Annotated in this window: 22 protein-coding genes and 2 pseudogenes; 6 read left to right on the forward strand and 18 right to left on the reverse strand. The window is 67.7% G+C overall.

Annotated features, from left to right (window positions below; all coding sequences use genetic code 11):
• The 6 genes and pseudogenes from ACWPN3_RS17795 to ACWPN3_RS17820 form a co-directional block, all read right to left on the reverse strand.
• Positions 1 to 1,023, reverse strand: a complete 1,023-nt coding sequence (locus tag ACWPN3_RS17795) for a Fe(3+) ABC transporter substrate-binding protein (protein WP_492240666.1) — start codon at positions 1,021 to 1,023, stop codon at positions 1 to 3.
• A gap of 471 nt (positions 1,024 to 1,494) precedes the next feature.
• Positions 1,495 to 2,889 carry a ribosome biogenesis GTPase Der gene (gene der / locus ACWPN3_RS17800; RefSeq protein WP_109096799.1) on the reverse strand — a complete coding sequence of 465 codons (1,395 nt, stop codon included), beginning with the start codon at positions 2,887 to 2,889 and terminating at the stop codon, positions 1,495 to 1,497.
• Positions 2,890 to 2,930: 41 nt separating this feature from the next.
• Positions 2,931 to 3,356 carry an outer membrane protein assembly factor BamB family protein gene (locus ACWPN3_RS17805; protein ID WP_492261889.1) on the reverse strand — a complete coding sequence of 142 codons (426 nt, stop codon included), beginning with the start codon at positions 3,354 to 3,356 and terminating at the stop codon, positions 2,931 to 2,933.
• Positions 3,319 to 4,314, reverse strand: a pseudogene (locus tag ACWPN3_RS17810) (PQQ-binding-like beta-propeller repeat protein); the annotation flags it as partial. The gene ACWPN3_RS17805 and the pseudogene ACWPN3_RS17810, both read right to left, overlap by 38 nt.
• Positions 4,315 to 4,322: 8 nt before the next feature.
• Positions 4,323 to 4,967: a tetratricopeptide repeat protein gene (locus ACWPN3_RS17815; protein WP_492240668.1), complete on the reverse strand. Its 645-nt coding sequence runs from the start codon at positions 4,965 to 4,967 to the stop codon at positions 4,323 to 4,325.
• A gap of 312 nt (positions 4,968 to 5,279) precedes the next feature.
• The gene (locus tag ACWPN3_RS17820; protein WP_109096802.1) at positions 5,280 to 5,921 is read right to left on the reverse strand and encodes a response regulator transcription factor; all 642 of its coding nucleotides are present in this window, start codon (positions 5,919 to 5,921) and stop codon (positions 5,280 to 5,282) included.
• Between the two features lie 951 nt (positions 5,922 to 6,872).
• Here ACWPN3_RS17820 and ACWPN3_RS17825 point away from each other — a divergent pair.
• Positions 6,873 to 7,610 (forward strand): response regulator transcription factor, encoded by a 738-nt coding sequence (locus ACWPN3_RS17825; protein ID WP_247872880.1) that lies wholly within the window; start codon positions 6,873 to 6,875, stop codon positions 7,608 to 7,610.
• A gap of 97 nt (positions 7,611 to 7,707) precedes the next feature.
• Here the strand turns inward: ACWPN3_RS17825 and ACWPN3_RS17830 are convergent, their stop codons facing one another.
• From ACWPN3_RS17830 to ACWPN3_RS17880, 11 genes and pseudogenes are all read right to left on the reverse strand, one after another.
• Positions 7,708 to 8,517 (reverse strand): methyl-accepting chemotaxis protein, encoded by an 810-nt coding sequence (locus tag ACWPN3_RS17830; RefSeq protein WP_492261641.1) that lies wholly within the window; start codon positions 8,515 to 8,517, stop codon positions 7,708 to 7,710.
• A 1-nt stretch (position 8,518) separates the two neighbouring features.
• Positions 8,519 to 9,655, reverse strand: coding sequence for a cache domain-containing protein (locus ACWPN3_RS17835; RefSeq protein WP_492261642.1), 1,137 nt, complete (start codon positions 9,653 to 9,655; stop codon positions 8,519 to 8,521).
• A 252-nt stretch (positions 9,656 to 9,907) separates the two neighbouring features.
• Positions 9,908 to 10,243 (reverse strand): tRNA-binding protein, encoded by a 336-nt coding sequence (locus ACWPN3_RS17840; RefSeq protein WP_109452528.1) that lies wholly within the window; start codon positions 10,241 to 10,243, stop codon positions 9,908 to 9,910.
• A gap of 184 nt (positions 10,244 to 10,427) precedes the next feature.
• Positions 10,428 to 10,862, reverse strand: coding sequence for a phasin family protein (locus tag ACWPN3_RS17845; RefSeq protein WP_109096805.1), 435 nt, complete (start codon positions 10,860 to 10,862; stop codon positions 10,428 to 10,430).
• A 173-nt stretch (positions 10,863 to 11,035) separates the two neighbouring features.
• Positions 11,036 to 11,734, reverse strand: a complete 699-nt coding sequence (locus tag ACWPN3_RS17850) for a TetR family transcriptional regulator (RefSeq protein WP_109096806.1) — start codon at positions 11,732 to 11,734, stop codon at positions 11,036 to 11,038.
• 78 nt (positions 11,735 to 11,812) lie between these two features.
• Positions 11,813 to 12,295 (reverse strand): YbaK/EbsC family protein, encoded by a 483-nt coding sequence (locus tag ACWPN3_RS17855; RefSeq protein ID WP_492261643.1) that lies wholly within the window; start codon positions 12,293 to 12,295, stop codon positions 11,813 to 11,815.
• Positions 12,296 to 12,306: 11 nt separating this feature from the next.
• On the reverse strand, positions 12,307 to 13,131 hold the full coding sequence (gene proC, locus ACWPN3_RS17860) for a pyrroline-5-carboxylate reductase (protein WP_492240672.1): 825 nt from the start codon (positions 13,129 to 13,131) through the stop codon (positions 12,307 to 12,309).
• Positions 13,132 to 13,186: 55 nt separating this feature from the next.
• Positions 13,187 to 13,691: pseudogene (locus ACWPN3_RS17865) on the reverse strand (type III secretion system chaperone family protein).
• Positions 13,692 to 13,914: 223 nt separating this feature from the next.
• Positions 13,915 to 14,292 (reverse strand): accessory factor UbiK family protein, encoded by a 378-nt coding sequence (locus tag ACWPN3_RS17870; RefSeq protein WP_492240673.1) that lies wholly within the window; start codon positions 14,290 to 14,292, stop codon positions 13,915 to 13,917.
• A gap of 115 nt (positions 14,293 to 14,407) precedes the next feature.
• Positions 14,408 to 15,940, reverse strand: coding sequence for an AsmA family protein (locus ACWPN3_RS17875; protein ID WP_492261890.1), 1,533 nt, complete (start codon positions 15,938 to 15,940; stop codon positions 14,408 to 14,410).
• Positions 15,937 to 17,685, reverse strand: a complete 1,749-nt coding sequence (locus ACWPN3_RS17880; protein WP_492261644.1) for an AsmA family protein — start codon at positions 17,683 to 17,685, stop codon at positions 15,937 to 15,939. The genes ACWPN3_RS17875 and ACWPN3_RS17880 overlap by 4 nt, the downstream gene beginning before the upstream one ends.
• Before the next feature lie 276 nt (positions 17,686 to 17,961).
• Between ACWPN3_RS17880 and ACWPN3_RS17885 the strand changes: the two genes are divergently transcribed.
• Positions 17,962 to 18,144 (forward strand): DUF4169 family protein, encoded by a 183-nt coding sequence (locus ACWPN3_RS17885; protein ID WP_109096811.1) that lies wholly within the window; start codon positions 17,962 to 17,964, stop codon positions 18,142 to 18,144.
• A gap of 177 nt (positions 18,145 to 18,321) precedes the next feature.
• Positions 18,322 to 19,134: a DUF2189 domain-containing protein gene (locus ACWPN3_RS17890; RefSeq protein WP_109096812.1), complete on the forward strand. Its 813-nt coding sequence runs from the start codon at positions 18,322 to 18,324 to the stop codon at positions 19,132 to 19,134.
• A gap of 63 nt (positions 19,135 to 19,197) precedes the next feature.
• On the opposite strand, the gene ACWPN3_RS17895 is transcribed toward ACWPN3_RS17890, so the two are convergent.
• Positions 19,198 to 19,395, reverse strand: coding sequence for a DUF1192 family protein (locus tag ACWPN3_RS17895; protein WP_109096813.1), 198 nt, complete (start codon positions 19,393 to 19,395; stop codon positions 19,198 to 19,200).
• Positions 19,396 to 19,515: 120 nt separating this feature from the next.
• Between ACWPN3_RS17895 and ACWPN3_RS17900 the strand changes: the two genes are divergently transcribed.
• The 3 genes from ACWPN3_RS17900 to ACWPN3_RS17910 all read left to right on the forward strand — a co-directional run bounded on the left by ACWPN3_RS17900 (position 19,516) and on the right by ACWPN3_RS17910 (position 22,077).
• Positions 19,516 to 20,532, forward strand: a complete 1,017-nt coding sequence (locus tag ACWPN3_RS17900; protein WP_109096814.1) for an NAD(P)H-quinone oxidoreductase — start codon at positions 19,516 to 19,518, stop codon at positions 20,530 to 20,532.
• Positions 20,533 to 20,816: 284 nt separating this feature from the next.
• A complete protein-coding gene (locus ACWPN3_RS17905; RefSeq protein WP_109452530.1) occupies positions 20,817 to 21,431 on the forward strand; it encodes a DUF1013 domain-containing protein in 615 nt (204 codons plus the stop codon).
• A gap of 64 nt (positions 21,432 to 21,495) precedes the next feature.
• Positions 21,496 to 22,077: a UbiX family flavin prenyltransferase gene (locus ACWPN3_RS17910; protein WP_492240675.1), complete on the forward strand. Its 582-nt coding sequence runs from the start codon at positions 21,496 to 21,498 to the stop codon at positions 22,075 to 22,077.
• Positions 22,078 to 22,172 lie beyond the last annotated feature (95 nt).

Genomic DNA, 22,172 nt, shown 5'->3' on the forward strand with positions numbered 1-22,172 from the left:
TTACTTCCAGCCGGCACGGTCCATGATGCGCAGCGCCTGCGGCGTGTGGGCGGCGAAGGAGGCGGCGTTCACCTCAGCCGCCTTGAAGCTGCCGAGTTTCACCAGTTCCGGATGCGGCTGAACCGCCGGGTTGACCGGATATTCCATGTTGCCGTCGGCGAACTGGCGCTGGGCCTCCGGGCTCAGCAGATATTCCAGCAGCTTGCGGGCGTTCTCCTGGTTCTTGGAGGTCTTCACCACGCCGGCGCCGCTGAGGTTCACATGGGTGCCGCGGTTGCCCTGGTTGGGGAAGATCACGCCGATCTTGGACGCGACCTCACGGTCCTCCTGCTTGGCCGAGGTGATCATCTTGCCGACATAATAGGTGTTGGCGATGGCGAGATCGCCTTCGCCGACCGCGACCGCCTTGATCTGGTCGGTGTCGCCGCCCTGCGGCGGGCGGGCGAGGTTGGCGACGAGGCCCTTCACCCACTCCTCCGTCTTCTCCTCGCCCAGCGCTTCGATCATCGAGGCGGTCAGGGCCAGGCTGTAGGGATGGGTGCCGCTGCGGGTCAGCACGCGGTGCTTCCATTCCGGCTTGGCGAGATCCTCGTAGTCCTTGATCTGCTCCGGCTTCACCCGGTCACGGGCATAGACGACGATGCGGGCGCGGCTGGACAGGCCCCACCAGGCGCCGTTCGGGTCGCGCAGGTTGGCCGGGACCTTGATCGCATCGAGCTGAGGCGAGGTGACGGAGCCGAGCAGCCCTTCCTTGGCGGCAGCGGCCAGACGGCCGGCATCGACGGTGATGAACAGATCGGCCGGGCTGCTGGCGCCTTCCGACTTCATGCGCTGGATCAGTTCGTCGTGGTTGCCTTCAATAATGTTGACCTTGATGCCGGTCGACTTGGTGAAGGTTTCATAGATCGCGCGGTCGGTATTGTAATGTCGGGAATTGTAGACATTGACTTCCTGCGCTTGCACGGAAAAGGCGGTCAAGGCACCGACGGCAAAAGCGACCCCAGCGATCTTATCGATGAACATCCATCACTCCCGGACTGCGAATGGCTCTCAATTTCATGAGAATGGATATCAGTTGCAGGCTTCGCTGTCGAGACGGGATTTATCCTGGGGACGGGCAATCGCATGGCGCGATGCCGGCCCCCCCATCACTGAGGGCCGCTATCAAATCAATTGTAGCGATGATCGATGGCGAGGCCCGGACGGCCTGGCGACCGCAATGAAGGGGTTGGATCGGGCGATTGAGGCGGCGGCGTCCAAATTTCAGGAGCAGGCCGGCGGACAATCGCCTTTGGGTAGCCGGGACTGGGCGGATACCAGCGCCTGCCCAATCAACGGGGACGCTTCCCATCGACACCATGTAATGCCGCCCTACAGGCGGACGCAGGTCATCGCGACACTTTGTGTGGAGCGTGACCGTATCAGATCGCGCTCCACAACTTTACCAGTGCTGGTCGTAGCCCTCTTCCCATCGGGAAAAAGGGAACATCGGGATCAATCGTCCGCGTACGGATTCTTGCCCTTGCGCAGCAGCAGGCGCACCGGCACACCGGGCATGTCGAAGCTCTCGCGCAGATGCGTCGTCAGGTAACGCTGGTAGCTTTCCGGCAGGTCCAGCGGCTTGTTGACGAAGAGTGCGAAGGTCGGCGGACGCGTCTTCACCTGGGTGACGTAACGGATCTTCACCCGGCGGCCTTCCACCAGGGGCGGCGGATGGTGGTCCAGAACGCCCTCGATCCAGCGGTTCAGCTGGGCGGTCGGAATGCGGCGGTTCCAGACCGTATAGGTCTCCAGCACACCGTCCAGCAGCGTGTCGAGCTTGTGGCCCTTCAGCGCCGAGATGGTGACGACCTTCACGCCCTTGATGTAGCCGAGCGCTGCCTCAAGCTTGTCCTCGACCTGACGCAGCGCCATGGCGCGGTCCTCGACCGCATCCCACTTGTTGACGGCGATCACCAGGGCGCGGCCCTCGGAGATCACCAGCCGGGCGATGGTCAGGTCCTGCTTGTCGAGGATGGCGGCGGCATCGACGACCAGCACCACGACATTCGCCATGCGGATGACGCGCAGGCTGTCGGCGACCGCCAGCTTTTCCACCTTCTCGTCGACGCGGGCGCGGCGGCGCATGCCGGCGGTATCGACCAGCTTGAAGCGCCGGTCGCGCCACTCCCAGTCGACGGCGATGGCGTCGCGGGTCATGCCGGCTTCGGGACCGGTCAGCACGCGTTCCTCGCCGAGCAGGCTGTTCAGAAGCGTCGACTTGCCGACGTTCGGACGGCCGACGATGGCGATCTGGATCGGCTTGCTGCGATCCTCCTCCGGCTCGGGCTGGTCGCCGATGGGGATGGAGGGGTCGAAGCCGTCATCGGCATCCTCGGCCTCGTCGGACTCCTCCGGCGGAGCGTAGGGCAGCAGGGCCTCGACCAGATCGGCCATGCCCTCGCCATGCTCGGCGGACAGCGGGATCGGATCGCCCAGGCCGAGTTCGTAGGATTCGAACATGCCGGGCTGGCTGGCCTTGCCCTCGGTCTTGTTGGCGACCAGCAGCACCGGGGTCTTGCCCCGGCGCAGCAGCTTGGCGAAATGGCGGTCCAGCGGGGTGATGCCGGCGCGGGCGTCGATGATGAACAGCGCGACATCGGCACGGGCCAGGGCCTGCTCGGTCTGGCGGCGCATACGCGCCTCCAGGCTGTCGTCGGTCACATCCTCCAGACCGGCGGTATCGACCACCGTGAAGGACAAGCCGCCGACATGGGCCGGGGCCGAGCGCCAGTCACGGGTGACGCCCGGCGTATCGTCCACCAGGGCCAGCTTCTTGCCGGCCAGACGGTTGAAGAGGGTCGATTTGCCGACATTCGGCCGACCGACGAGGACCACGGTGAACGACATGGGGCCAAAGGCCTTTCACAACAGACGGAGGAAATCCGCGATCAGCGGAACGCGACGAGCGTTCCGTTGTCGCACAGCACATAGAGAGTGTTGTTGGCAACGACCGGAGACAAGTAGGAACCGGTGGGCAGCGAACGGGTCACCTCGACCTTGCCGTCGGACGGCGACAGGCCGAGCAGCTGGCCGTTGGAACCGGCGACCCACAGGCGGCCGCCCGCCATCACCGGGCCGGACCAGACGATCGGACCGGACCTGTCCTCCGGATCCTTGAAGCGGGCGAGCGGCGCCACCCAACGGACCTTGCCGTTCTGGCGGGCCACAGCGACAACTTCCTGGTCGTTGGTGACGGTGAACAGGTAATCGCCGGCCAGCCAGGGGGTTCTGGACGCCGCCGATCTCCGTTTCCCAGATGCGGGCGCCGATGCGCTCGTCGATGGCGACCATGCGGCCGGAATGGCCGATGGCATAGACGGCGCCGCGGTCGACCACTGGCAGGCCGCGGATGTCGGCCAGATTGCTCAGCGCACCGGTGCGGCGGATGTTGGCGAGGCTGTCCTGCCAGGCGACACGGCCGTTTTCCGGACGCAGGCCGAACAGCTCGCCCGAGGAATAGGGGGAGACGACCAGTGTGCCGGTCGCGGCCGGGCTGGCGGCGCCGAGCAGGCCGGCGGTCTCCAGGATGCCCTGCTGCGACCACTGCACCGCACCATCATCGGTGGACAGCGCGATGGTCTGGTTGTCCAGCGTGATGACAAGTACACGGCCGCCAGCAACCGTCGGCGCACCGCGGACCGGGCCGGCGATGCGCTTGCGCCACAGCACCTTGCCGCTGCCGGCGTCGAAGGCCAGCACCTCGGCGAAGCCGGTGGCGGCGTAGACGCGGCCGTCGGCATAGGCGACGCCGCCGCCGGTGGCACCGCCGCGCTCGTTCTCCGGACGGGTGTCGAAGCGCCACAGCGACTGGCCGCTGCGCTCGTTCAGCGCGGTGACGTGCGAATCGGCATCCATCGCGAAGATGCGGCCGTCGGCGATCACCGGCGTGCCGAGCAGAGCGCGCGAGCTGCTGGACCCGGCGCCGATATCGGCGCGCCAGGCGTCGGACGGGCTGGCCGACAAGGCGAGATTGCCCAGCACATGGTCCGATGTGCCGCCCGGCTGCGCCCAGGCCGCATTGGCGACCGGCGGCGGCACGGTGACGGCGGTGGCGGCGAGCTGAGCGTCCGGTTCCACCTTCCGCTCGCGCTGGAGCACGGCGACCCGCTTGCCCGGCAGGGGAGGATCGGGCGTTTTGCCCATCCAGCTGTCGATGGTATCGCAGCCGGCGAGCAGGACGGTCAGCAGCGATGCCGAGAGCAGCGCGGCGCGGCGGATCGAACCGGCCATCGCGGTCTTCTCGGTCTTGGTCTTCTCGGTCTTGGTCTTCATGGCGCGGGTCAGCCCTTGCCGTAGAGGGAGGCGAGATCGGCGGCGCGGCCGCGCACGCCCGACGGGGCCTGCTGGTCATCCGCCAGTTGCTTGTAGAGCGTGCGCGCCTTCTCGGTGTCGCCGGCACGGGCGGCCAGCATCGCCGTCAGCTCGCGCGCCGAGAAGCGCCAGGGGCTGGTGTCGGCGGTCAGCGGCTGCAGCTTCGCGGTCAGCTGCGCCGGGTCGCCGCTGTCGGCACGCTGCATCACCCCCATCAGGGTGGCGAGGTCGCGGTACTGGGCAGGCACGGAGGCGTTGCCGGCGATGCCGTCATAGACGGTCGCGGCATCGGCGCCCTTGCCCTGACGGATCATCAGCGCCGCGGCGTTGAACTGGGCGATGGCGGCGAGGCTGGGATCGGCGGAACCGGCGAACGCGGCAAGCGCGTCGATACCCTTCTCCGGCCCCTGGCCGCTCTGCGAGATGGCGGTGACGAGGGCGGCGGTCTGCTCCTGCTTCTTCTGTGCCTGCCAATGGCGCCAGAAGCTGTAGCCGCCGGTGCCGGCGACGACCAGGACGGCCGCGGCGATCATGGCGCCGCCATACTTTTTGAACAGGTGCTCCGCGCGGTCCCGGCGCAGATCCTCGTCGACTTCGCGGAAAATATCGCTCATGGCGCTGCGGTGGCGTCCTTGCGGTGGCGGCTTCGCGCACGGCCCGGATGGCGGCGCGGGTCAGGCGGAACCCTGCCGGACGGCAAGCCGGACGGACGATTCCACGAGATCAAGAGGGGCGGATAGCATCGGGCAACCCGCCCGGTCAAGAGGCAGGCTGTCTCGCGGGCCGGGGATGAGGTCGCAGGCAAAAGAAAATGGGCCGCGAAGGCGATGCCCCGCAGCCCAGTCCCACGATCCGGACGTGCCCCGGACCGGTCGATTCCCATTGGAACGCTTCGGTGCGGCCTACGCCGACCTGATCTTGACGGCTTACGCCGACATGGCGGCGGCGGCGATGACGGCCTGGGTGCGGTTCTTGACGCCCAGCGACTTGAAGATGGCGGTGACGTGGATCTTCACCGTGCCTTCCGACAGGCCCAGCTCATAGGCGATCTGCTTGTTCGACTTGCCGAGGCGCAGGCATTCCAGCACTTCGCGCTGGCGCTGGGTCAGGCCGTAGCCGGCGTTGCGGTCGGACATGTCGACGGTCCGGCGGCGCGGGGCGGCGTCCATGCTGGCGGTCAAGGCGCCAGGCGGCAGGTAGATGCCGCCCGAGAACACGAGGTTCAGGGCACCCATCATGACCTTCACGCTGCTCGACTTCGGGATGTAGCCGGTCGCGCCATGGTCGAGCGCGCCGCGGATGTCGCCCAGCGCTTCCGACGCGGAGATCACAACCACCGGCACACCCGGCTGCAGAGCCTGGATCTCGCGCAGGCCGTCGAAGCCCGGCCAGTTCGGCATATGCAGATCCATCAGGATGATGTCGAAGGTGCCGCTGGTGCGGCACTGCTGCAGAACCTCGTCGAAGGTGCCGGCTTCCACGAAGCTGGCATCGCCCTGCAGTTGTTCCAACAGACGCCGCAGGCCTTCGCGGAACAGCAGATGGTCGTCCCCGATCAGAATCTTCATGGTCCCCGTCATCCTCGCTCGCCGGCCCTTGCCGGTGCCGTCCGCTTTGCGGACGACCGCCCGTCAGGGCTTGTTGTCAATCTCGGCCCGGTGCGCCCCCGCGGCACCCGGGTAACCGATTTCATTCCGCCTGCACGGCTTGGTGGCCGATTTTTGCTGCATCCCCTTCGGGCATCGGCCGGAAGGCTGTCTGCCGTTGTGGGGCTGTTCTTCTCTGTGTTGAGTATCTGATACCACGATCGGAAGGGGCGCTGTATCCCGACAAGGGCCATAGGTCATTCGAAGCCGCCACCTTCCTTCGAGGCACCGTTCGTCATGCGACCCACAAGAAACGGCTCTGCCTAAGGTCATAGAGTCTATTGCGTCTGCGAATAGAGTTATCGCGCACATCCATTGGATTCATTCGATCCGGACGGGTTCATTCAAACAGAGACCCGCTCTCTCCATTATCGACGGGAATTTATCTGGAACCTTGCCATCTTTGCGGCGTTCGTGTGGCAGGGATGCGGCTAATCCCGATTCGAGCACGCAATAGAGGAGGAAAAAGCGGTTGCGAAACCGAAAGGATAGTCCTGAAGGATGCCTGTACCAACGCGCATTCCCGTGTGACCCGGCCAGCACACATCATTCCATAGGTGTTACCGTTTCGAAACCTGAGACGACCAACAAGGAGACGGGAAGCGATCTTGGCTGATCATCCATCGCCTGATTTACGAAGAGCACCAATCATTTCTAAATCACGCGGTGCGAACAGGACTTCCCGAACCCCGACAAGGAGGGAGTGTGCAGTCCGCACGCAAATACTTTCATCCCTGCAATATTCCCCAACGACGTGACCCAATCCATGACGTGCCTGGGCCAACCGGCCGGTTCCTCATCAACCCTTAGACGCAGGCGGCAATGCCCTGAGCCGGGCCGGCCGTGGATGCCTCCTCCAGACAGAGCTGACCCATGCACACACACCATGAGTACGCCCATGAGAAAGCATCTCACCAGACCCGCAACGCGGTGACTCCCATGCATGTCTGCCTGATCCTCGACAACAACGCGCTGACCGAGAACGTGGTCCAGCAGCTCGACCGGGGCGGCCGCCATCGCGTCACGGTCCTGCACGACATCGGGGAGCTGACCCAGAGCGCACTGACGCCGGATGCGATCCTGATCGGGTTGCAGCAGTTCACGGCGCTGCGCGAGAATGAACCGATGGTCTATCTGCGGCTGTCGCGCCGCTCACGGATCGTCGTCGTGCTGTCTTCCCGCGAGCTGCTGGACGCCGCCCATATCCTGGCCTTCGCCGACGCCTGGGTGTTCGAGGATCTCAACGTCGACCGCATCAACGAATTGCTGGACCTCGGGCTGGAAGGCCATTGCCTGATGCCCAAGCAGTTCCTGTCGCGCCTGGGCGTGGACGAGATCCGGCTGACGCTACTGCCGCGCCTGTCCGATCCGGAATTCGAGACTCTGCGCCTGCTGGGCGAGGGCATGAACAACCGGACCATCGCCAACGCGCTGGACCTTTCGGAAGCGGTCATCAAGTCGATGGTGCGCAGCGTGCTGTCCAAGCTGCATTTCCGCAACCGCACGGAGGCGGGCGTCTTCGCCGCCCGTCAGCAAGCCGCCCTCGAGCAGGCGCGGACCGGCATGACCCCGCCGCACGTCCACGCCGCCGTCCGCCGGGCCGGGGCCTGACTGCCCCCGAAACTGAGATCGGAACCGCGCCGGTGCCGTCAGGGATCCGCGCGGTCCGTCACCGCTCCCCGGGCGCGACCCATCCGGACAGCCGGCATCAGGCCGTCAGGCGGCGCCCGGCCATCGCCCCTTCGAAGCGGTCGAAGCGGGCATCGAAGGCCTGCCGGTCGATCTCCGACAGCCGGAAGCGGATGCGCACCACCCCCTCCTCACGGTTGAAAGCCTCGAAGGGCAAGGCCACGCCCAGGCTGTCGAATAGTAGGGTGCCGCGTGTGCCGACCGCATCGGCCTCGGCAAGCGCAGCACCATGGCGGGAGATGTCCAGCAGCCTGACGGTCAAACGGCCCTCCGGCGCCTCCACGGTGCAGGGCGCCTCGACGCGGTAGCGCGGCAGGCTGCGGCGATCGACATCGTCGGTCGCCGTGCGCACGGCGCGGACCAGCACATGCATCAGCTCGTCGATGCTGTGGGTCACCTCCGACGCGCCGGCGCGCAGCACGTCGGCCCGCTCCTCCGTCACCTTGGCCTCGCGCGACACCTCGTCGATGCGGGTCGACACATCGGTTGCGGCACCGGCGGTCTGGGCGACGTTGCGCGAAATCTCCTGAGTGGCGGACGCCTGCTGCTCCACCGCGGCGGCGACCGTGCCGGAAATGGCGTCGATCTCGCCGATGGTGCGGCTGATGTCGCGCACCTCCTCAACGCTGCGGGCAGTGACCGACTGGATCTCGGCGATCAGGCGCGAGATCTCCTCGGTCGACCGAGAGGTCTGGTTGGCGAGATTCTTTACCTCTCCCGCCACGACGGCGAAGCCCTTGCCCGCCTCCCCTGCCCGCGCCGCCTCGATGGTGGCGTTCAGCGCCAGCAGGTTGGTCTGGGCGGCGATGCCCTGGATCAGTTCGGCCACATCACCGATGCGGCCGACGGCCGAAGACAGCGAACTCGATGGTGGCCTCGGTCCGGTCGCTGGCGGCGACGGCGGCGCGGGTGACCCCGGCCGCATGGCCGACCTGGGTGCCGATCTCCTCGATGGAGGCGGAAAGCTGCTCGGCGGCCGACGACACCGCCTGGGCGTTGCTGAGCGCCTGGGCCGCGGCGGCGGCGACGTTCTGGGCGTTGGCGCCGACCAGCCCGGCCGACTTCGCCATGGCGCCGGCATTGTGGTCCATCTCCTGGGTGCGGGCGGCGACCCGCTCCACCGCATGGCGGCTTTCCGACTCCACCGTATCGGCCATCGACTGCAGGGCCCTGCGCTTCTGTGCCTCCCCTTCGACGCGCTGGCGCTCCTGTTCGGCGCGCAGGCGCTCGGCCTCGGCCATGCCGTCACGGAAGACCAGGACCGAGCGCGACATGGCACCGATCTCGTCCAGCCGGTCGGCGCCCGCCACCGTGGCGGTCAGGTCGCCCGACGACAGGGCGGTCATCACATGGCTGAGCTGGCCCAGCGGACGCAGCAGTCGGCGCGACACCAGATAGCCCGGAACAGCCAGCACGACGGCGCACATCACCACAAGCATGGTGGCGAAGCGCATGCTGTCGTCAAAGGTCTTGAAAACCTCCGCCTTCTTGATGCCGACATAGAGGATGCCGACCGGGTTGCCGGACGCATCCTTGATCGGATCATAGGCGGCATAGTAGGGCTCGCCCAGGATCTCGACCATGCCGCGGAAAGGGGTCCCCCGGCGCAGCACCGAATCGTAGGCCGGCCCCTGCGCCAGCGTCGTGCCGACGGCACGGCTGCCATCGGCGGCGGTGACGTTGGTGGCAATCCGGCGGTCGCCCAGGAACAGCGTGGCGGTGCCGCCGGTGATGCGCTTGATTTTGTCGACCACCAGATTGTTGTCGTTCATCACGACACCGTCCAGCAGCAGCTTCCCGTCCGCGACGGAGAATCGGCCGCCGCGCTCCTGCAACGACGACCAGGCGATGTCCATGCTGAGACGCTGCATCTCGATCGCCTGCCGTTCCAGATCGCGGACGATCACCTGTCCGATGGCGAACAGGATCGCAGTGCTGAGGACCAGCATGCCGACAAGATTCAACACGGTGACTTTCGTGGAAATCGAAAGCCGGCCGACGAAGGAGCGCATGACGTTCATCATTACCAACCACCGGATGATCATGTTGCAAATGCTGGTTCACAGTCACGTGCAGCATGTCATCCGGAATTGGATTGGCGTCATATGATTTAAATCAAATGCAGCACTTCGCCTGTCACGATTATGTCATATATCTGCGAGCCGCCGCCGTTCGGTTCTTTCTAACCCACATGCTTTGCAAAAATGACTTAACCGGTTTCAGAACAGCCGGGCTCCGTCCGGCACCGCGTGATCCGGGCCGACCAGAACCACTGCACCCTCGGCATCGGGCAGGCCGAGGCACAGCACTTCGCTGGTGAAGGGGCCGATGCGTTTGGGCGGAAAGTTCACCACGGCCAGCACCTGCCGGCCGACCAGGGCATTGGCTTGATAGTGGCTGGTGATCTGGGCCGAACTGCGCTTGGTGCCGATCTCGCCGCCGAAATCGATGGTCAGCTTGTAGGCCGGCTTGCGCGCCTCAGGAAAGGCTTCGACGGCGCGGACGGTGCCGACGCGGATGTCGACCTTGGCGAAATCGTCGTAGCTGATGGTCATGACGGGTCCGATGCGGTTCTGGCAATCCGCGCCAGGGTAGCGCGCCAGGGCCGGCATCGGAATGGGCAAGCGCACGCGGCCTCCATCAAACCAAAGCGGAGGCCGACCGAGACTTACGCCGCGAACGAAAAAGGGGCCGCCGATGGCGACCCCTCTTCGTGGAAATCCGGCTGACCGGAAAGGATCAGGCCTTCGCCTTGGCGATGGCGGCCTTGACCTCGTCCAGGCTGTCCGAGACGCGCTTGGTCAGGATCTCAGCGGCTTCGGTGTTCGACTTGGCGATCATCTCGCTCAGCTCGCGAATGTTCGACAGAGACTTCTCGAAAGCGGCCTTCACCAGATCGGCCTGCTTGGCGGCCTTCTCTTCCGGGGTACCGGCAGCCGTCAGCTCGCCGACGGCGCGGTTCACGTCCTCGGCGACGGTGCGCAGAACCTCGGCCTGACGGCGGACGATGGCCTGGAAGCCTTCGAAGGCGAGCTGGTTGGCGGCGGTAACCGCCTCGATGTTGCGACGCTGGCTGGCGATGATGGACTCGACGTCCACACCCGGAACCTTCAGGTCGCCCATCAGCTTGGACGGATCGAATTCGAGGAAGGGGTTACCGCTGATCTTGGCCATGTTTCTCATCCCAGCATCGGTGTTTGCTGCCCGCATCTGAATACGGGCATGTTGCGTCGCAACATTACAGAAGCAGACTATGCAGAGTGCCGAAAAGTTAGTCAATCCGCTTTTTTGCGCCGCAGCATAACCTTGGCGGGAAAAACTCCCCGCCTCGGATCGCCGCACCGTTGCTAAATGCCTGATGCCATAGACTCTGTTCCCGCTTGCTTGCCGAGCGGCCCGGGCCGCTTGGTCCAGCGGCAGAAGGTCGCGCCCCAGCGTTCCGCCCCGCGCAGGGCGTTGTCCAGCGCCGCCATGGTGCGCGAGAGGTCGGCGGTGTCGTCGTCGAGAAACACCCGCATGACGCGGGCATGGACGGTGCCGAGGCCGGCCACGAGTGCCGCCCCGCCACGCCGGTCGGGATCGATCCCCGCCGCACGCAGCATCCAGGCCATGGAGCGGCCGAAGGTGCAGGTGAAGGCAAGTGCCGCCGCCGGATCGGCCGGCAGGTCGCGCACGACGGACCGCAAACCCTCACGGTACGGACGAAGCGCGTCGAAGCGGCGCATCATCACGTCGAACAAGCGGTCGCGGGCCGATTCGGTCGGATCGACGGGAGTGTCGCCGGCCAGAACGGTGGCGTCGGCGACGCGCGATACCGCCGCCAGCACGTCGGAGCGCCCACGATAGCGATGATGGAATCGGGACAGCGGGATGCCGGCGGTATGCGCGACCTCCAGCAGGCCGACGCGCCGCCAGCCCTTCTCGGCCGCCAGCCCCATCGCCGCCGCCGCAACAGAGCGGTCGAGCGCATCGGAGTCCGCCAGATCGACTGTTGGATCGGAGCGGAAGCTGTTGTCTTCAGGCTTGTCGGACGACATGTCGGACATGGCACCACCTCCAGGCGACAGGGATTGCCTTATAAGGTGGTGCGTGGACGGGCGAACGTCACCCGTCCAACCGTTCAATCATGCCTTGCGGACAGCTTCCACCCGGCCACCGGTCATGCTGACCAGATCGGCGGGGGTCAGGCGGAAAACTGCATTGGGCGTACCGGCTGCTGCCCAGATGATTTCCAGCCGCAGCAGGTCGTCATCGATCATCACCAGCGGCGGCACGGCATGGCCGATGGGCGGAACGCCGCCGATGGCGAAGCCGGTCGACTCGCGGACGAACTCCGGATCGGCACGCTCGATCTTCTCGCCGATCAGCCGGCCGACCGCCTTCTCGTCCACCCGGTTGGCGCCGCTGGCGACGATCAGAACCGGGCGACCGGTCTCCTTCGTGCGGAAGATCAGCGATTTGGCGATCTGCGCCACCGTGCAGCCGACGGCGTTGGCGGCATCCTCCGACGTGCGGGTGCTGCCTTCATGCTCGACCACGCGATGGCCGAGGCCGATGCTGTCGAGCAGGGCCTGGACGCGGGCGGCGGACGGGCTGAGCGCCGTCATGGCCGCGCCTCTCAACCGGCCAGTTCGCGCGACCGCCGGGCGGCGGCAGCGATGGCGGCGGTCATCACCGGCTGCACGCCCTCCGGCGCCATCAGCACCTCCAACGCGGCCTGTGTGGTGCCGTTCGGGCTGGTCACCGCCTTGCGCAGATCGGCGGCCTCCTGCTGCGGCGAGGCGTCGAGCAGGGCGCCGGCACCCGACACGGTGGCGCGGGCCAGCCGCATCGCCAGATCGGCCGGCAGTCCGGCGGCCTCGCCGGCCTTGGCCATCGCCTCGACTAGGAAGAAGACATAGGCCGGGCCGCTGCCCGACACGGCGGTGACGGGATCCAGCAGCCCCTCGTCCTCCACCCAGGCGACATCGCCGACGGCCCGCAGCAGGCGGTCGGACAGGGCGCGCTGGCCGGTACTGACCCGGGCATTGGCGACGGCGACGGTCATGCCGCGGCCGATGGCGGCCGGCGTGTTGGGCATGGAGCGGACGACGACCGCCTCCTCCCCCAGCAGCCGTTCGAAATATGCGATGGTCTTGCCGGCGGCGACCGACAGGAAGACCGTGCCGGGGCCGACCAGGGCGCGGTAGGACGGCAGCGCATCCTCCATCACCTGCGGCTTCACCGCCAGGACGACCACATCGGGAATGAAGCCGTCCGGCAAGGCGTCAGCGGCGGATGCCAGGGTGACACGGGTGTCGCCCGCCACCGATTGCGGCAGGCCGGCGCGGTCGACCACCACGACGCGCGACGCGATCCCGGCGGCGAGCCAGCCGTCCAGCATCGCCCCACCCATCTTCCCGCAGCCGACCAACAGCAGCGACGCACCCGATTCCGCCGTCATGACCCCTGCCCCTCTCCGGTTCGCCAGGGCTTTCCCGCCCAGGCTTCTTGTCTTGTCACGCTTCGCCCATGGTGTCGAGAATGGCGGCGGACACCGCCTCCGACGCCGACTTTCCGCCCCAGATCACGAACTGGAAGGCGGGATAGAAGCGCTCGCATTCCGACAGGGCGATCTCCACCAGATCCTCCAGCTGCTCCACCGCAGCGCCGCGCGCCCCGCGCAGCAGCATGGTTCTGGCGGAACATCGGCGTATGCTCCTCCGAGCAGACGTCGAAATGGCCCAGCCACATGCGGCCGTTGACCTCGGCCAGTAGCTCGGCGACGGCGGTGCGGCGGGCGGCCTGGACCTTCATGTCGAACTGGCAGGAGAACTGCATCGCGGCAACGTCCGGCTGCCAGACGAAATAGAGCCGGTAATCGCACCAGCGCCCGCCGATCTCGACGACCAGCTCGTCGTCGGTGGCGCGGTCGAAGGGCCATTCGTTGGCAGTGACGATTTCCTCGACCACGTCGAGCGGATTGTGGGCGGAAGTGGTGGTCTCTACGGCGACTGCCGACATGTCCGCGTCCTCCTGTGAAGGCGCTATGGGCGGTACCGTTCACCCGGACCGAAGAGACGCGCCGACGATAGCGCGCGGTCCGGGCCAATACCCCAAGATGATGAAAAAACGGGCTGAATCGAGGGCGAGACTGGCGCCGGCGCACACCCATCCGGCCGCGGGACGCGGCGCGGACAGGGACGACGGGAGGGGGCGTCGGGTATGCGGACGGCGGCGGCGACGCTCAGGCGGCCGGGGTGGCCTTGCTGCCGGGCTTGCCCTCTTCCGGCGTGACACCGGCCGGATCGGCCTCGACCACGGCAGGGACACCGGCGGCCTCGACGGCGACCGGCAGCGGTGCCTTCGCGGCGCTCAGCGATGCTACGGTCGCCTCAAGGGCGGCCAGCCGCTCGGCCATCACCTCCTGCTCCTCGCGGGCCTTGGCGGCCATGGCGCGGACAGCCTCGTATTCCTCGCGGCTGACGACGTCCATCCGCGACAGAATACGTTCGAGCTGGGCACGGAGCTGGCCTTCGGCCTCTTCGCGCAAGGACGAAAAGGCGCCGAGCGCGCCACCCGCCACACGGGCGAGATCGTCCAAAATCCTGTTGTCCACCTGCATCGCTCTGACTTCCGGTTACCGTTCGTTCATTATGGACGCCGCACGCGGCGACTTCAACGCCCTTGGCCGTGTGGGCAGGCCGTCAATTTCGCTGGGGCATTACTCGCGCCGGCCGTCATTTCGCAGGCGCCGCGTTGAAGCGGTCGCGCAGCGCCTTCAGGTCCAGGGTCTGGGTCGGGGCAGCCCAGGGGCCGGTCATGCGCAGGGTGAGCGGCGGCAGGTCGCCGTCCGTCTTTACCTTCAGGGTTAAACCCAGATCCACCTGCTCCTCGGCCAGCGAGACGGTGCCGGCCAGCGTGCCGTCGGCCGGCGCGGTGGTCAGACGGGCGTCCTCGGTGCGGATCACCCCGTTGTCGATGGCGAAACGGGCGTCGAGCCGGTCGAGCTTCGTTTCCCCACCCTGGAGCGCACCGGCGACCGCGGTCAGCACCTCCTGCGTGCGTTCCACCCCGGCAAGGCGGCTGCGCAACGCCGCAAGGTCGACGCCGCGCAGCACGCCACCCGACGCCACCGCCCGGCCGCGGCCGGTCAGGCTGCGCAGCAGCGCGTCGCCATGGCCGCTGCCCGACAGGGTCACGTCGAGGTCGACGGTGCCGCCACTGAGGCCGAGCCCGGAAAGGCCGGACAGCGCATTGCCCGTGTCGGCCTTGATGACGGTGAGATCGGCGTCGAGCTTGGGCGCCTGCCCGGCCGCGGTGGCGAGACGGCCGCTGAGACCGATCTGGCCGCCCTGCCACTCGCCGTCCAGCTGTTCCAGGGTCGCGACGCCCTTGGACAGGGTTGCCCGCAGCGCCGGCTGGGCGATGCGCTGCCCGCCCACCGTCAGGGAGGTGGAGGTCAAGCCGAGGCGGCCGTCCAGCGACTGCATCCAGGCGAGGTTGGACAGCGGGTCTGCCGGCGTTGCGGCGGGATCGGCAGCGGCGTTGGCGGGACGCCCGGCACCGTCGCCGACCAGCGGGGCGTTGCGCAGCCGGTCGAGGTCGAGGTCGCCGGTCTGGATGTCGGCCTGGAAGGCAGGGCGTTCAGCCTTGTGGTCCAGCACCAGCTTGCCGCGCAGGGGCACGCCGGCGACCAGCCCCTGGAGGTTGTTCAGGGCAGGAGACGCCGCCGAACCCGACAACTCGCCGTAAAGATCGAGCGGGCCATAGGCACGGGCCAGCCCGGTGTCAGTGAACAGGGCGGCGATCCGCCCCATCTCCGGATGGGTGAGGCGGAGCTTGAGGTCGGCGCTGGGCGTGCGGTCCAGCCCGAGCAGAACGCCGCCGGCCTCCAGCGTGCCGCCGAGCATGCCGGCCGAGGCCTCCACCGCCAGCCGCTCGCCGTCGCCGGCCAGCCGCGCCTTGGCGCTGACGGCGCCCAGCCGCTCCGGCACCGGCAGGCCGCGCGGCCAGGACACGGCGCTGGGCAGGCCGCCCAGCGACTTGGCGTCGGCCGTCAGGGCGAGGTTCACGCCGCGCAACGGGATCAGGCTGGCGACCTGGCCGTCGATGCGGGCCTGGAGACCGGCGATGTCGTCCACCTTGGCCTCGCGCACCGTCAGGGCGCCGGAGGCGACCGTGGCGTCGAGGCGCAGCCCCTGCACCGGCAGTCCGCCCACCGTCAGCTGCCCGACCCGCAGGTCGAGGTTGGCGTCGGCAATGCCGATCATGCGCTGCGGCGTCTGGGCGGAACCGGCAGAGCCGTTTGCGCTCCCATTGCGCGGGCCGACGGCGCGATTGGTCGGCTGGGCAGCGGTCTGGGAGGGCGCCAGCGAGGGCGCCTGGGCGGTCGCGGGATCGGCCGGCAGGTAGCCGTCCAGATTGAGGCGGTCGAGTTCCAGCCGGGCGCCGAAGGCGGGACGGCCGCGGTCGACATAGGCGATGGCACCGCTGAGGCGGCTGCTGTCGAAGCGGAAATCGAGGCCCGACAGCTCGAAGCGGTCGGCATGGCCCTGGAGACGGCCCGACAGCGAGGCGCGGCGCAGCCGGTCGGCCGGAACGCCATGCAGGTCGAGCTTCGCCCAGTCCAGCAGGGCGCGCAGGTTGTCGGCGTTCGCCTCCATCCGCACGTCCAGCGTCGGCTGCCCCCCGGCGTCGTCACCTCTCCCGCCGCGACGAAGTCGGAGCCGCCGGGCAGCAGCGCGCTGATCCGGTCGATGTTCAGCCGGCCACCGGACAGGCTGGCCTCGATCCGGCCCTGGCGCACCACGCCGCGGTTGTAGGCGATGGCATCGACGGCGACGTCCAGCTTGGCCTCCACCCCGGCCGGCAGCACGACGGACAGGGCCGGTGCCTTGGCGGCGCCGGACGAGTCCGCGGTGCCGGACGCGGCGGATGGGGTGGAGGCGGTTTTGCCGCCGTTGCGCGCGCCCTGGGCCAGCCAGGCATCGAGGTCGAGGCGGTTGACGGCGAGGGTCAGTTCGGTGCGCGGCTCCTCGCGCTTGGCTGGATCGCCGGCGCGGAGCGTTGCGTTGCCGGTGGCGCGCGTGTCGCCAAGCTGCGCTTCCAGCCCGGAGAAGGTGGCGAGGCTGGTCCCCGCTTCCACCGTCGAGCGCAGGCTGAAGGGCTGGGCCAGCGCCGCCGGAGCCCAGGAGGATTTCTGGGAGTCGATCAGCTTGGCGAAGTCGCTGCCCTCGGCGCGCAGATCGCCCTGGACCTTCGACCCGCCTCCGCCACTGCCCCCGCTGTTGCCGCCGCCGGTCAGAATGCCGGCGAAGCGCAGGGTGGCGTCGGTGTGCGGCATCGACAGGGTGGCGCGCACCGGCACCGCCGCTCCTTCGGTGAAGCGGCCGGCGGTCGCCTCGCCATGCAGGGGCAGGCCGCGCAGGCGAAAATCGCCCTGAATCTGGAAAGGGCCGTTCAGGCTGCCGGCGGCGATGCGGGCGCTGAGGCCCGCCACCGTCTCGGTCCGGCCGTTGCGGTCGTCACGGTAGATGATCGTGCCGTTGTCGATCAGCACCTGATCGAAGCTGACGGCGGAGACCAGCCCCTCGGCCGCCCCCAGCCCGTCGCCGCCGCGGGTACCGGCGGTGGACAGGTCCCAGTTGATGCGGCCGTCCTTCAGCACCTCGACCACGAAGATAGGTTCGACCAAAGCGATGCTTTCGACCTGGATGCGGCCGCCCAGCAGCGGGCCGAGCGCCACCCGGGCGTCGAGCTTCTTCAGGCGCACCATGTCAGGTTCGGCGGCGCCGGCGGCGTTGGCGAGCCGGGCGTCGCGCACCGTCAGCGCCGGCGACGGCAGCAGGGTGAAGCCGACGTCGCCCCGCAACTCCACCTGCCGGCCGGTCGCCTGCGACACCCGTTCGGCGATGATGCCCTTGTAGGCGTTCCAGTCGATGAGGCTCGGCGCCGCCAGCAGCAGACCGGCCGTAACCGCCAGTCCGGCCAGTGCAGCGATCAGGATCTTCTTCACCGGGTTTCCGCCTTCCCTGCGACCGGCCCTGTCGTCGGCCGCGCCCCTTTGCCACGTCTATACAAAGACCAGTTCCCCCACCCACCGCACCGTCCGCTTCCGGTGCGCGCCATCCTTCGGTAAGCTAGCGCCCGCAGAAGAAACAAGCAATTTGGGCAATCCCACGGCCAAGTCGGGATCTGCCCGGATTTTTCGCAAAGTTTTTTCGTCCCGCCGCCCGCCGGAATTGGCCGTGCGGCGCCGAACCCCCTGAAAACAGCCACCGGAGACCGTGCCATGGGCGACGTGGTCAACCTCAACCGTTTCCGCAAGACCCGCGACAAGGCGGAACGCACCAGGGAAGCGGAGGCGAATCGGGCCCGATTCGGCCGCACCAAGGCGGAGAAGGAGCGCGACCGCAAGGATGCCGAGCGACGCACTCAGGCTTTGGATGGGCATAAGCTGGATGGGGAGGACTGACCGCATAAGCCGAAAGCGCGGTAAAGACCAAGCTGGGGAGTGGGAATAACCTCCGCTTTTTTGTTACTATTGGATATGCCGATAGTTCCCTATTGCGACTATCAGGGCGGCTGTGTGACAGTGCCGGTCATGGGCGCCGGCGGGCGCTTTCCTAGGGTGATGGGGAGGGCCGTCTTCATGGTCGACATGACGTCTTTTCGCGGTTCGGTGCAGACGCCTCAGACGCAAACCCCCAACTGGCTGCCGGCGATCCGCTCGGTCGAGATGGACCGGCCCTGGGTCTGGCTGGCGTCGGCTTGGCAGGACATGATGGCCGCCCCCGGCATCAGCTTCGCCTACGGCGCTCTGGCGGTGATCTCCAGCCTGGTGCTGGTGGTCGGGCTGGCGACGCTGGACATGGAATATCTGCTGCTGCCGATGGCGGCGGGCTTCATGCTGGTCGGGCCGCTGTTCGCCGTCGGGCTCTATGAGACCAGCCGCCTGCTGGAACTGGGGGAACGGCCGACCTTCGGCAAGGTTGTCGCCGCCTATCGCCGCAACGGGGTCCAGATCGCCGGGATCGGCATGGTGCTGATGCTGGCGCTGCTGGCCTGGATCCGTGTCGCCTTCCTGATCTTCGCCCTGTTCTTCTCCGGCGAACCGCCGGCGCTGGACCAGCTGGTCGACCGCATCTTCTTCTCGGCGGAGACCATCCCCTTCCTGCTGACCGGAACAGTGTTCGGCGGGATCATCGCGACGGCGGTGTTCTCCATCGCCGTAGTGTCGGTGCCGATGCTGCTGGACCGCGAGACCGACGTCTTCACCGCCATGGCAACCAGCATCGCGGTGGTGCGTGCCAACGCCAAAGCGATGATCGCCTGGGGCTTCCTGATCGCCTTGTTCATGAGCGCCGGGATGGTCACCGGCTTCCTCGGGCTGGCCATCGCCCTGCCGGTCGTCGGGCATGCCTCCTGGCATTGCTACCGCGATCTGGTCGGCATCGGGCGGTAAAGTGGGGCAACCCTCTCCGCAAGCAGGCAAAGCCCCTCTCCCCCGGCGGGAGAGGGGCTTTTTTCACCCCTTCTTGAAGAAGGCCTCGGCCGCGGATTTCTGCGCCTGCTTGGCGGCGATGGCCGCGCGGGCCCGGGTGATTTCCGCTTCCAGCGCGGCGATGTAGGCCTCGATCTCGGCCACGCCCATCACGGTCAGGTCCTTGGGTGCCGGCTTGGCCTTGCGCGGCTCCAGATCCTCGAAACGCTCGTCGATGGCCATGATCGGGCCCCTCCCCCTGCCGTGTTCTCAGCTCTTGGTCCGGCTTGTCAGGCCGGTTGCGCAAATCTACCTTTCGGGCCTGACATTGCCAAACAGACAAAAACGGAAGGGACGACCGCCATGGGTCTAAGCTTGCCCGACAGCATGCGCTGCGTCGAGATCACCCAGCCCGGCGGGCCGGAGGTTCTGCGCCCCGCCCGCCGGCCCGCCCCGGTGCCCGGCCCCGGCGAAATCCTGGTGGAAGTCGCCGCAGCCGGCGTGAACCGCCCAGACACGCTGCAGCGCCAGGGCCGCTACGACCCGCCGCCGGGTGCATCCGACCTGCCGGGGCTGGAACTGTCCGGCACGGTGATCGCCATCGGCGACGGGGTGGAGAGCTGGGCCAGCGGCGACAGGGTCTGCGCGCTGGTTGCCGGCGGCGGCTATGCCGAATATTGCGTGGTGCCGGCGGTGCAGGCCCTGCCCGTCCCAAGCCCGCTGTCGATGGTCGAGGCGGCGGCAGTCCCTGAAACCTTCTTCACCGTCTGGACCAACGTGTTCGAGCGCGGTGCCCTGAAGCGTGGCGAGACCCTGCTGATCCATGGTGGATCGAGCGGCATCGGCACGACCGCCATCCAGCTGGCCAAAGCCTTCGGCGCGACGGTGTTCACCACCGCCGGCAGCGACGACAAGTGCCGCGCCTGCGAGGAGTTGGGGGCCGACCGCGCCATCAACTACAAGACCGAGGATTTCGTCGCGGTCATCCGCGAAGCGACCGGCGGTCGCGGCGTCGATGTCGTTCTGGACATGGTCGGCGGCGACTACATCGCCCGCGACATCGACATCATGGCGGTGGACGGCCGTCACGTTTCCATCGCCTTCCTGCAGGGGGCGAAGGTGTCGCTGAACATGGCGCCGGTGATGACCAAGCGGCTGACGCTGACCGGATCGACGCTGCGCGCCCGCCCGGTGGCGGAGAAGGGCCGCATCGCCACGGCGCTCCGCGAGCATGTCTGGCCGCTGCTGGAGACCGGCGGCATCAAGCCGCAGATCCACGCCACATTCCCGCTGGACCAGGCGGACGAGGCGCACCGGCTGATGGAAAGCAGCGCGCATATCGGCAAGATCGTGCTGACGGTGGGACCGGACGCCGCCTGATTTTGCGCTTTTCTTCGCCGCTGCGGCGCCGTCGGGCTTGCCATCCGCTGCCAAGACAGGTTAGCAGAGGCGAGCGGGCGGCCGGGATTTCCCGGTGCGCCTGCGCAAGCATGCTTACGCGGACCGGTATTCGCCCTATATCGTGGTGACGAGAATGGGGCGGCCGCCCCCGGAGTCGCGAAGCCGGGTCGCGAAGCCGCCCCGCGCCGCATAACCAGTTAGAACGGCCGGCCGCACCACCCGCCAGCGGGTGCGGCCGGTAAAGAAGTTTGTCAGGAGGGATGATGGCTCTGCCCTTGATGCCGAAAGCGACAGCCGTCTGGCTGGTCGAGAACACGTCCTTGTCCTTCGAGCAGATCGCCGCCTTCTGCGGCATGCATTCGCTGGAAGTCCAGGCCATCGCCGACGGCGAGGTCGCGGTCGGCATGGTGGGGCTGGACCCCATCGCCAACGGCCAGCTGACCAAGCAGGAGATCGAGCGCTGCGAGAAGAATCAGGATCTGCGCCTGAAGCTTCTGGTCGCCGACCTGCCGCAGGTCGCCTCCCGCTCCAAGGGTCCGCGCTACACCCCGATCACCAAGCGCGGCGACAAGCCCGACGCCATCGCCTGGCTTCTGAAGCACCATCCGGAGCTGTCGGATGCCCAGGTTTGCCGCCTGATCGGCACCACCAAGCCGACCATCGCCGCGGTGCGCGACCGCACCCACTGGAACGTCGCCAACATCAAGCCGCGCGGCCCGGTGATGCTGGGCCTCTGCTCCCAGCGCGAGCTGGAAGAGGCGCTGGCCCTGGCGATCCGCCGCGGCGGCGTGCCGCGCGCGCCGGAGGATGCCGCCGAGGACTTCTACGGCGAAGGTCGCGAGGACGACCGCTATTCCGAACAGGAAGACGCGCACTGAGGGGGGTGTCCCTCTCCCCGGGCGGGAGAGGGAATACCGCTTGAAGAGAGCTTGGAATCCGGCCATGACCGATCCCACCATCCCGCCGCCCCGGCTCGTCGTCGGCATCAGCGGCGCGTCGGGAGTGATCTACGGCATCCGCATGCTGCAGACGCTGCGGCGGATCGGCGTCGAATCGCATCTGGTGGTCAGCCGGTCGGCCGAGGTCACGCTGGCGCACGAAACCGCCATGAAGGTGGCCGAGCTGCGGGCGCTGGCCGATGTCAGCTATGCCGCCGCCGACATCGGCGCGGCCGTGTCCAGCGGCAGCTTCCGCACGCTGGGCATGGTGGTCGCCCCCTGCTCCGTCCGGACGATGAGCGAGATCGCCAGCGGCGTCACCTCCACCCTGCTGACGCGGGCGGCGGATGTGGCGCTGAAGGAACGGCGCCGGCTGGTGCTGATGGTTCGGGAGACGCCGCTGCATCTCGGTCACCTGCGCACCATGACCGCGCTGGCCGAAATGGGGGCGGTGATCGCGCCACCTGTCCCGGCCTTCTACGCCAAGCCGCAGGGCATCGACGATCTGGTCGACCATTCCGTTGGCCGGGTGCTCGACCTGTTCGGGCTGGACGCCGGCAACCTGCGGCGCTGGGGCGAGGAATAGCTGAGACACCTGACCCGCGGCGGTCGCCCAACAGGTGGCTTGGAGCGCGGGCACAATGCCGTTATACCGCTGTCGATGCACCACGACGCGGAACC

It is taken from the genome of Azospirillum sp. UENF 111221, from assembly GCF_058780625.1.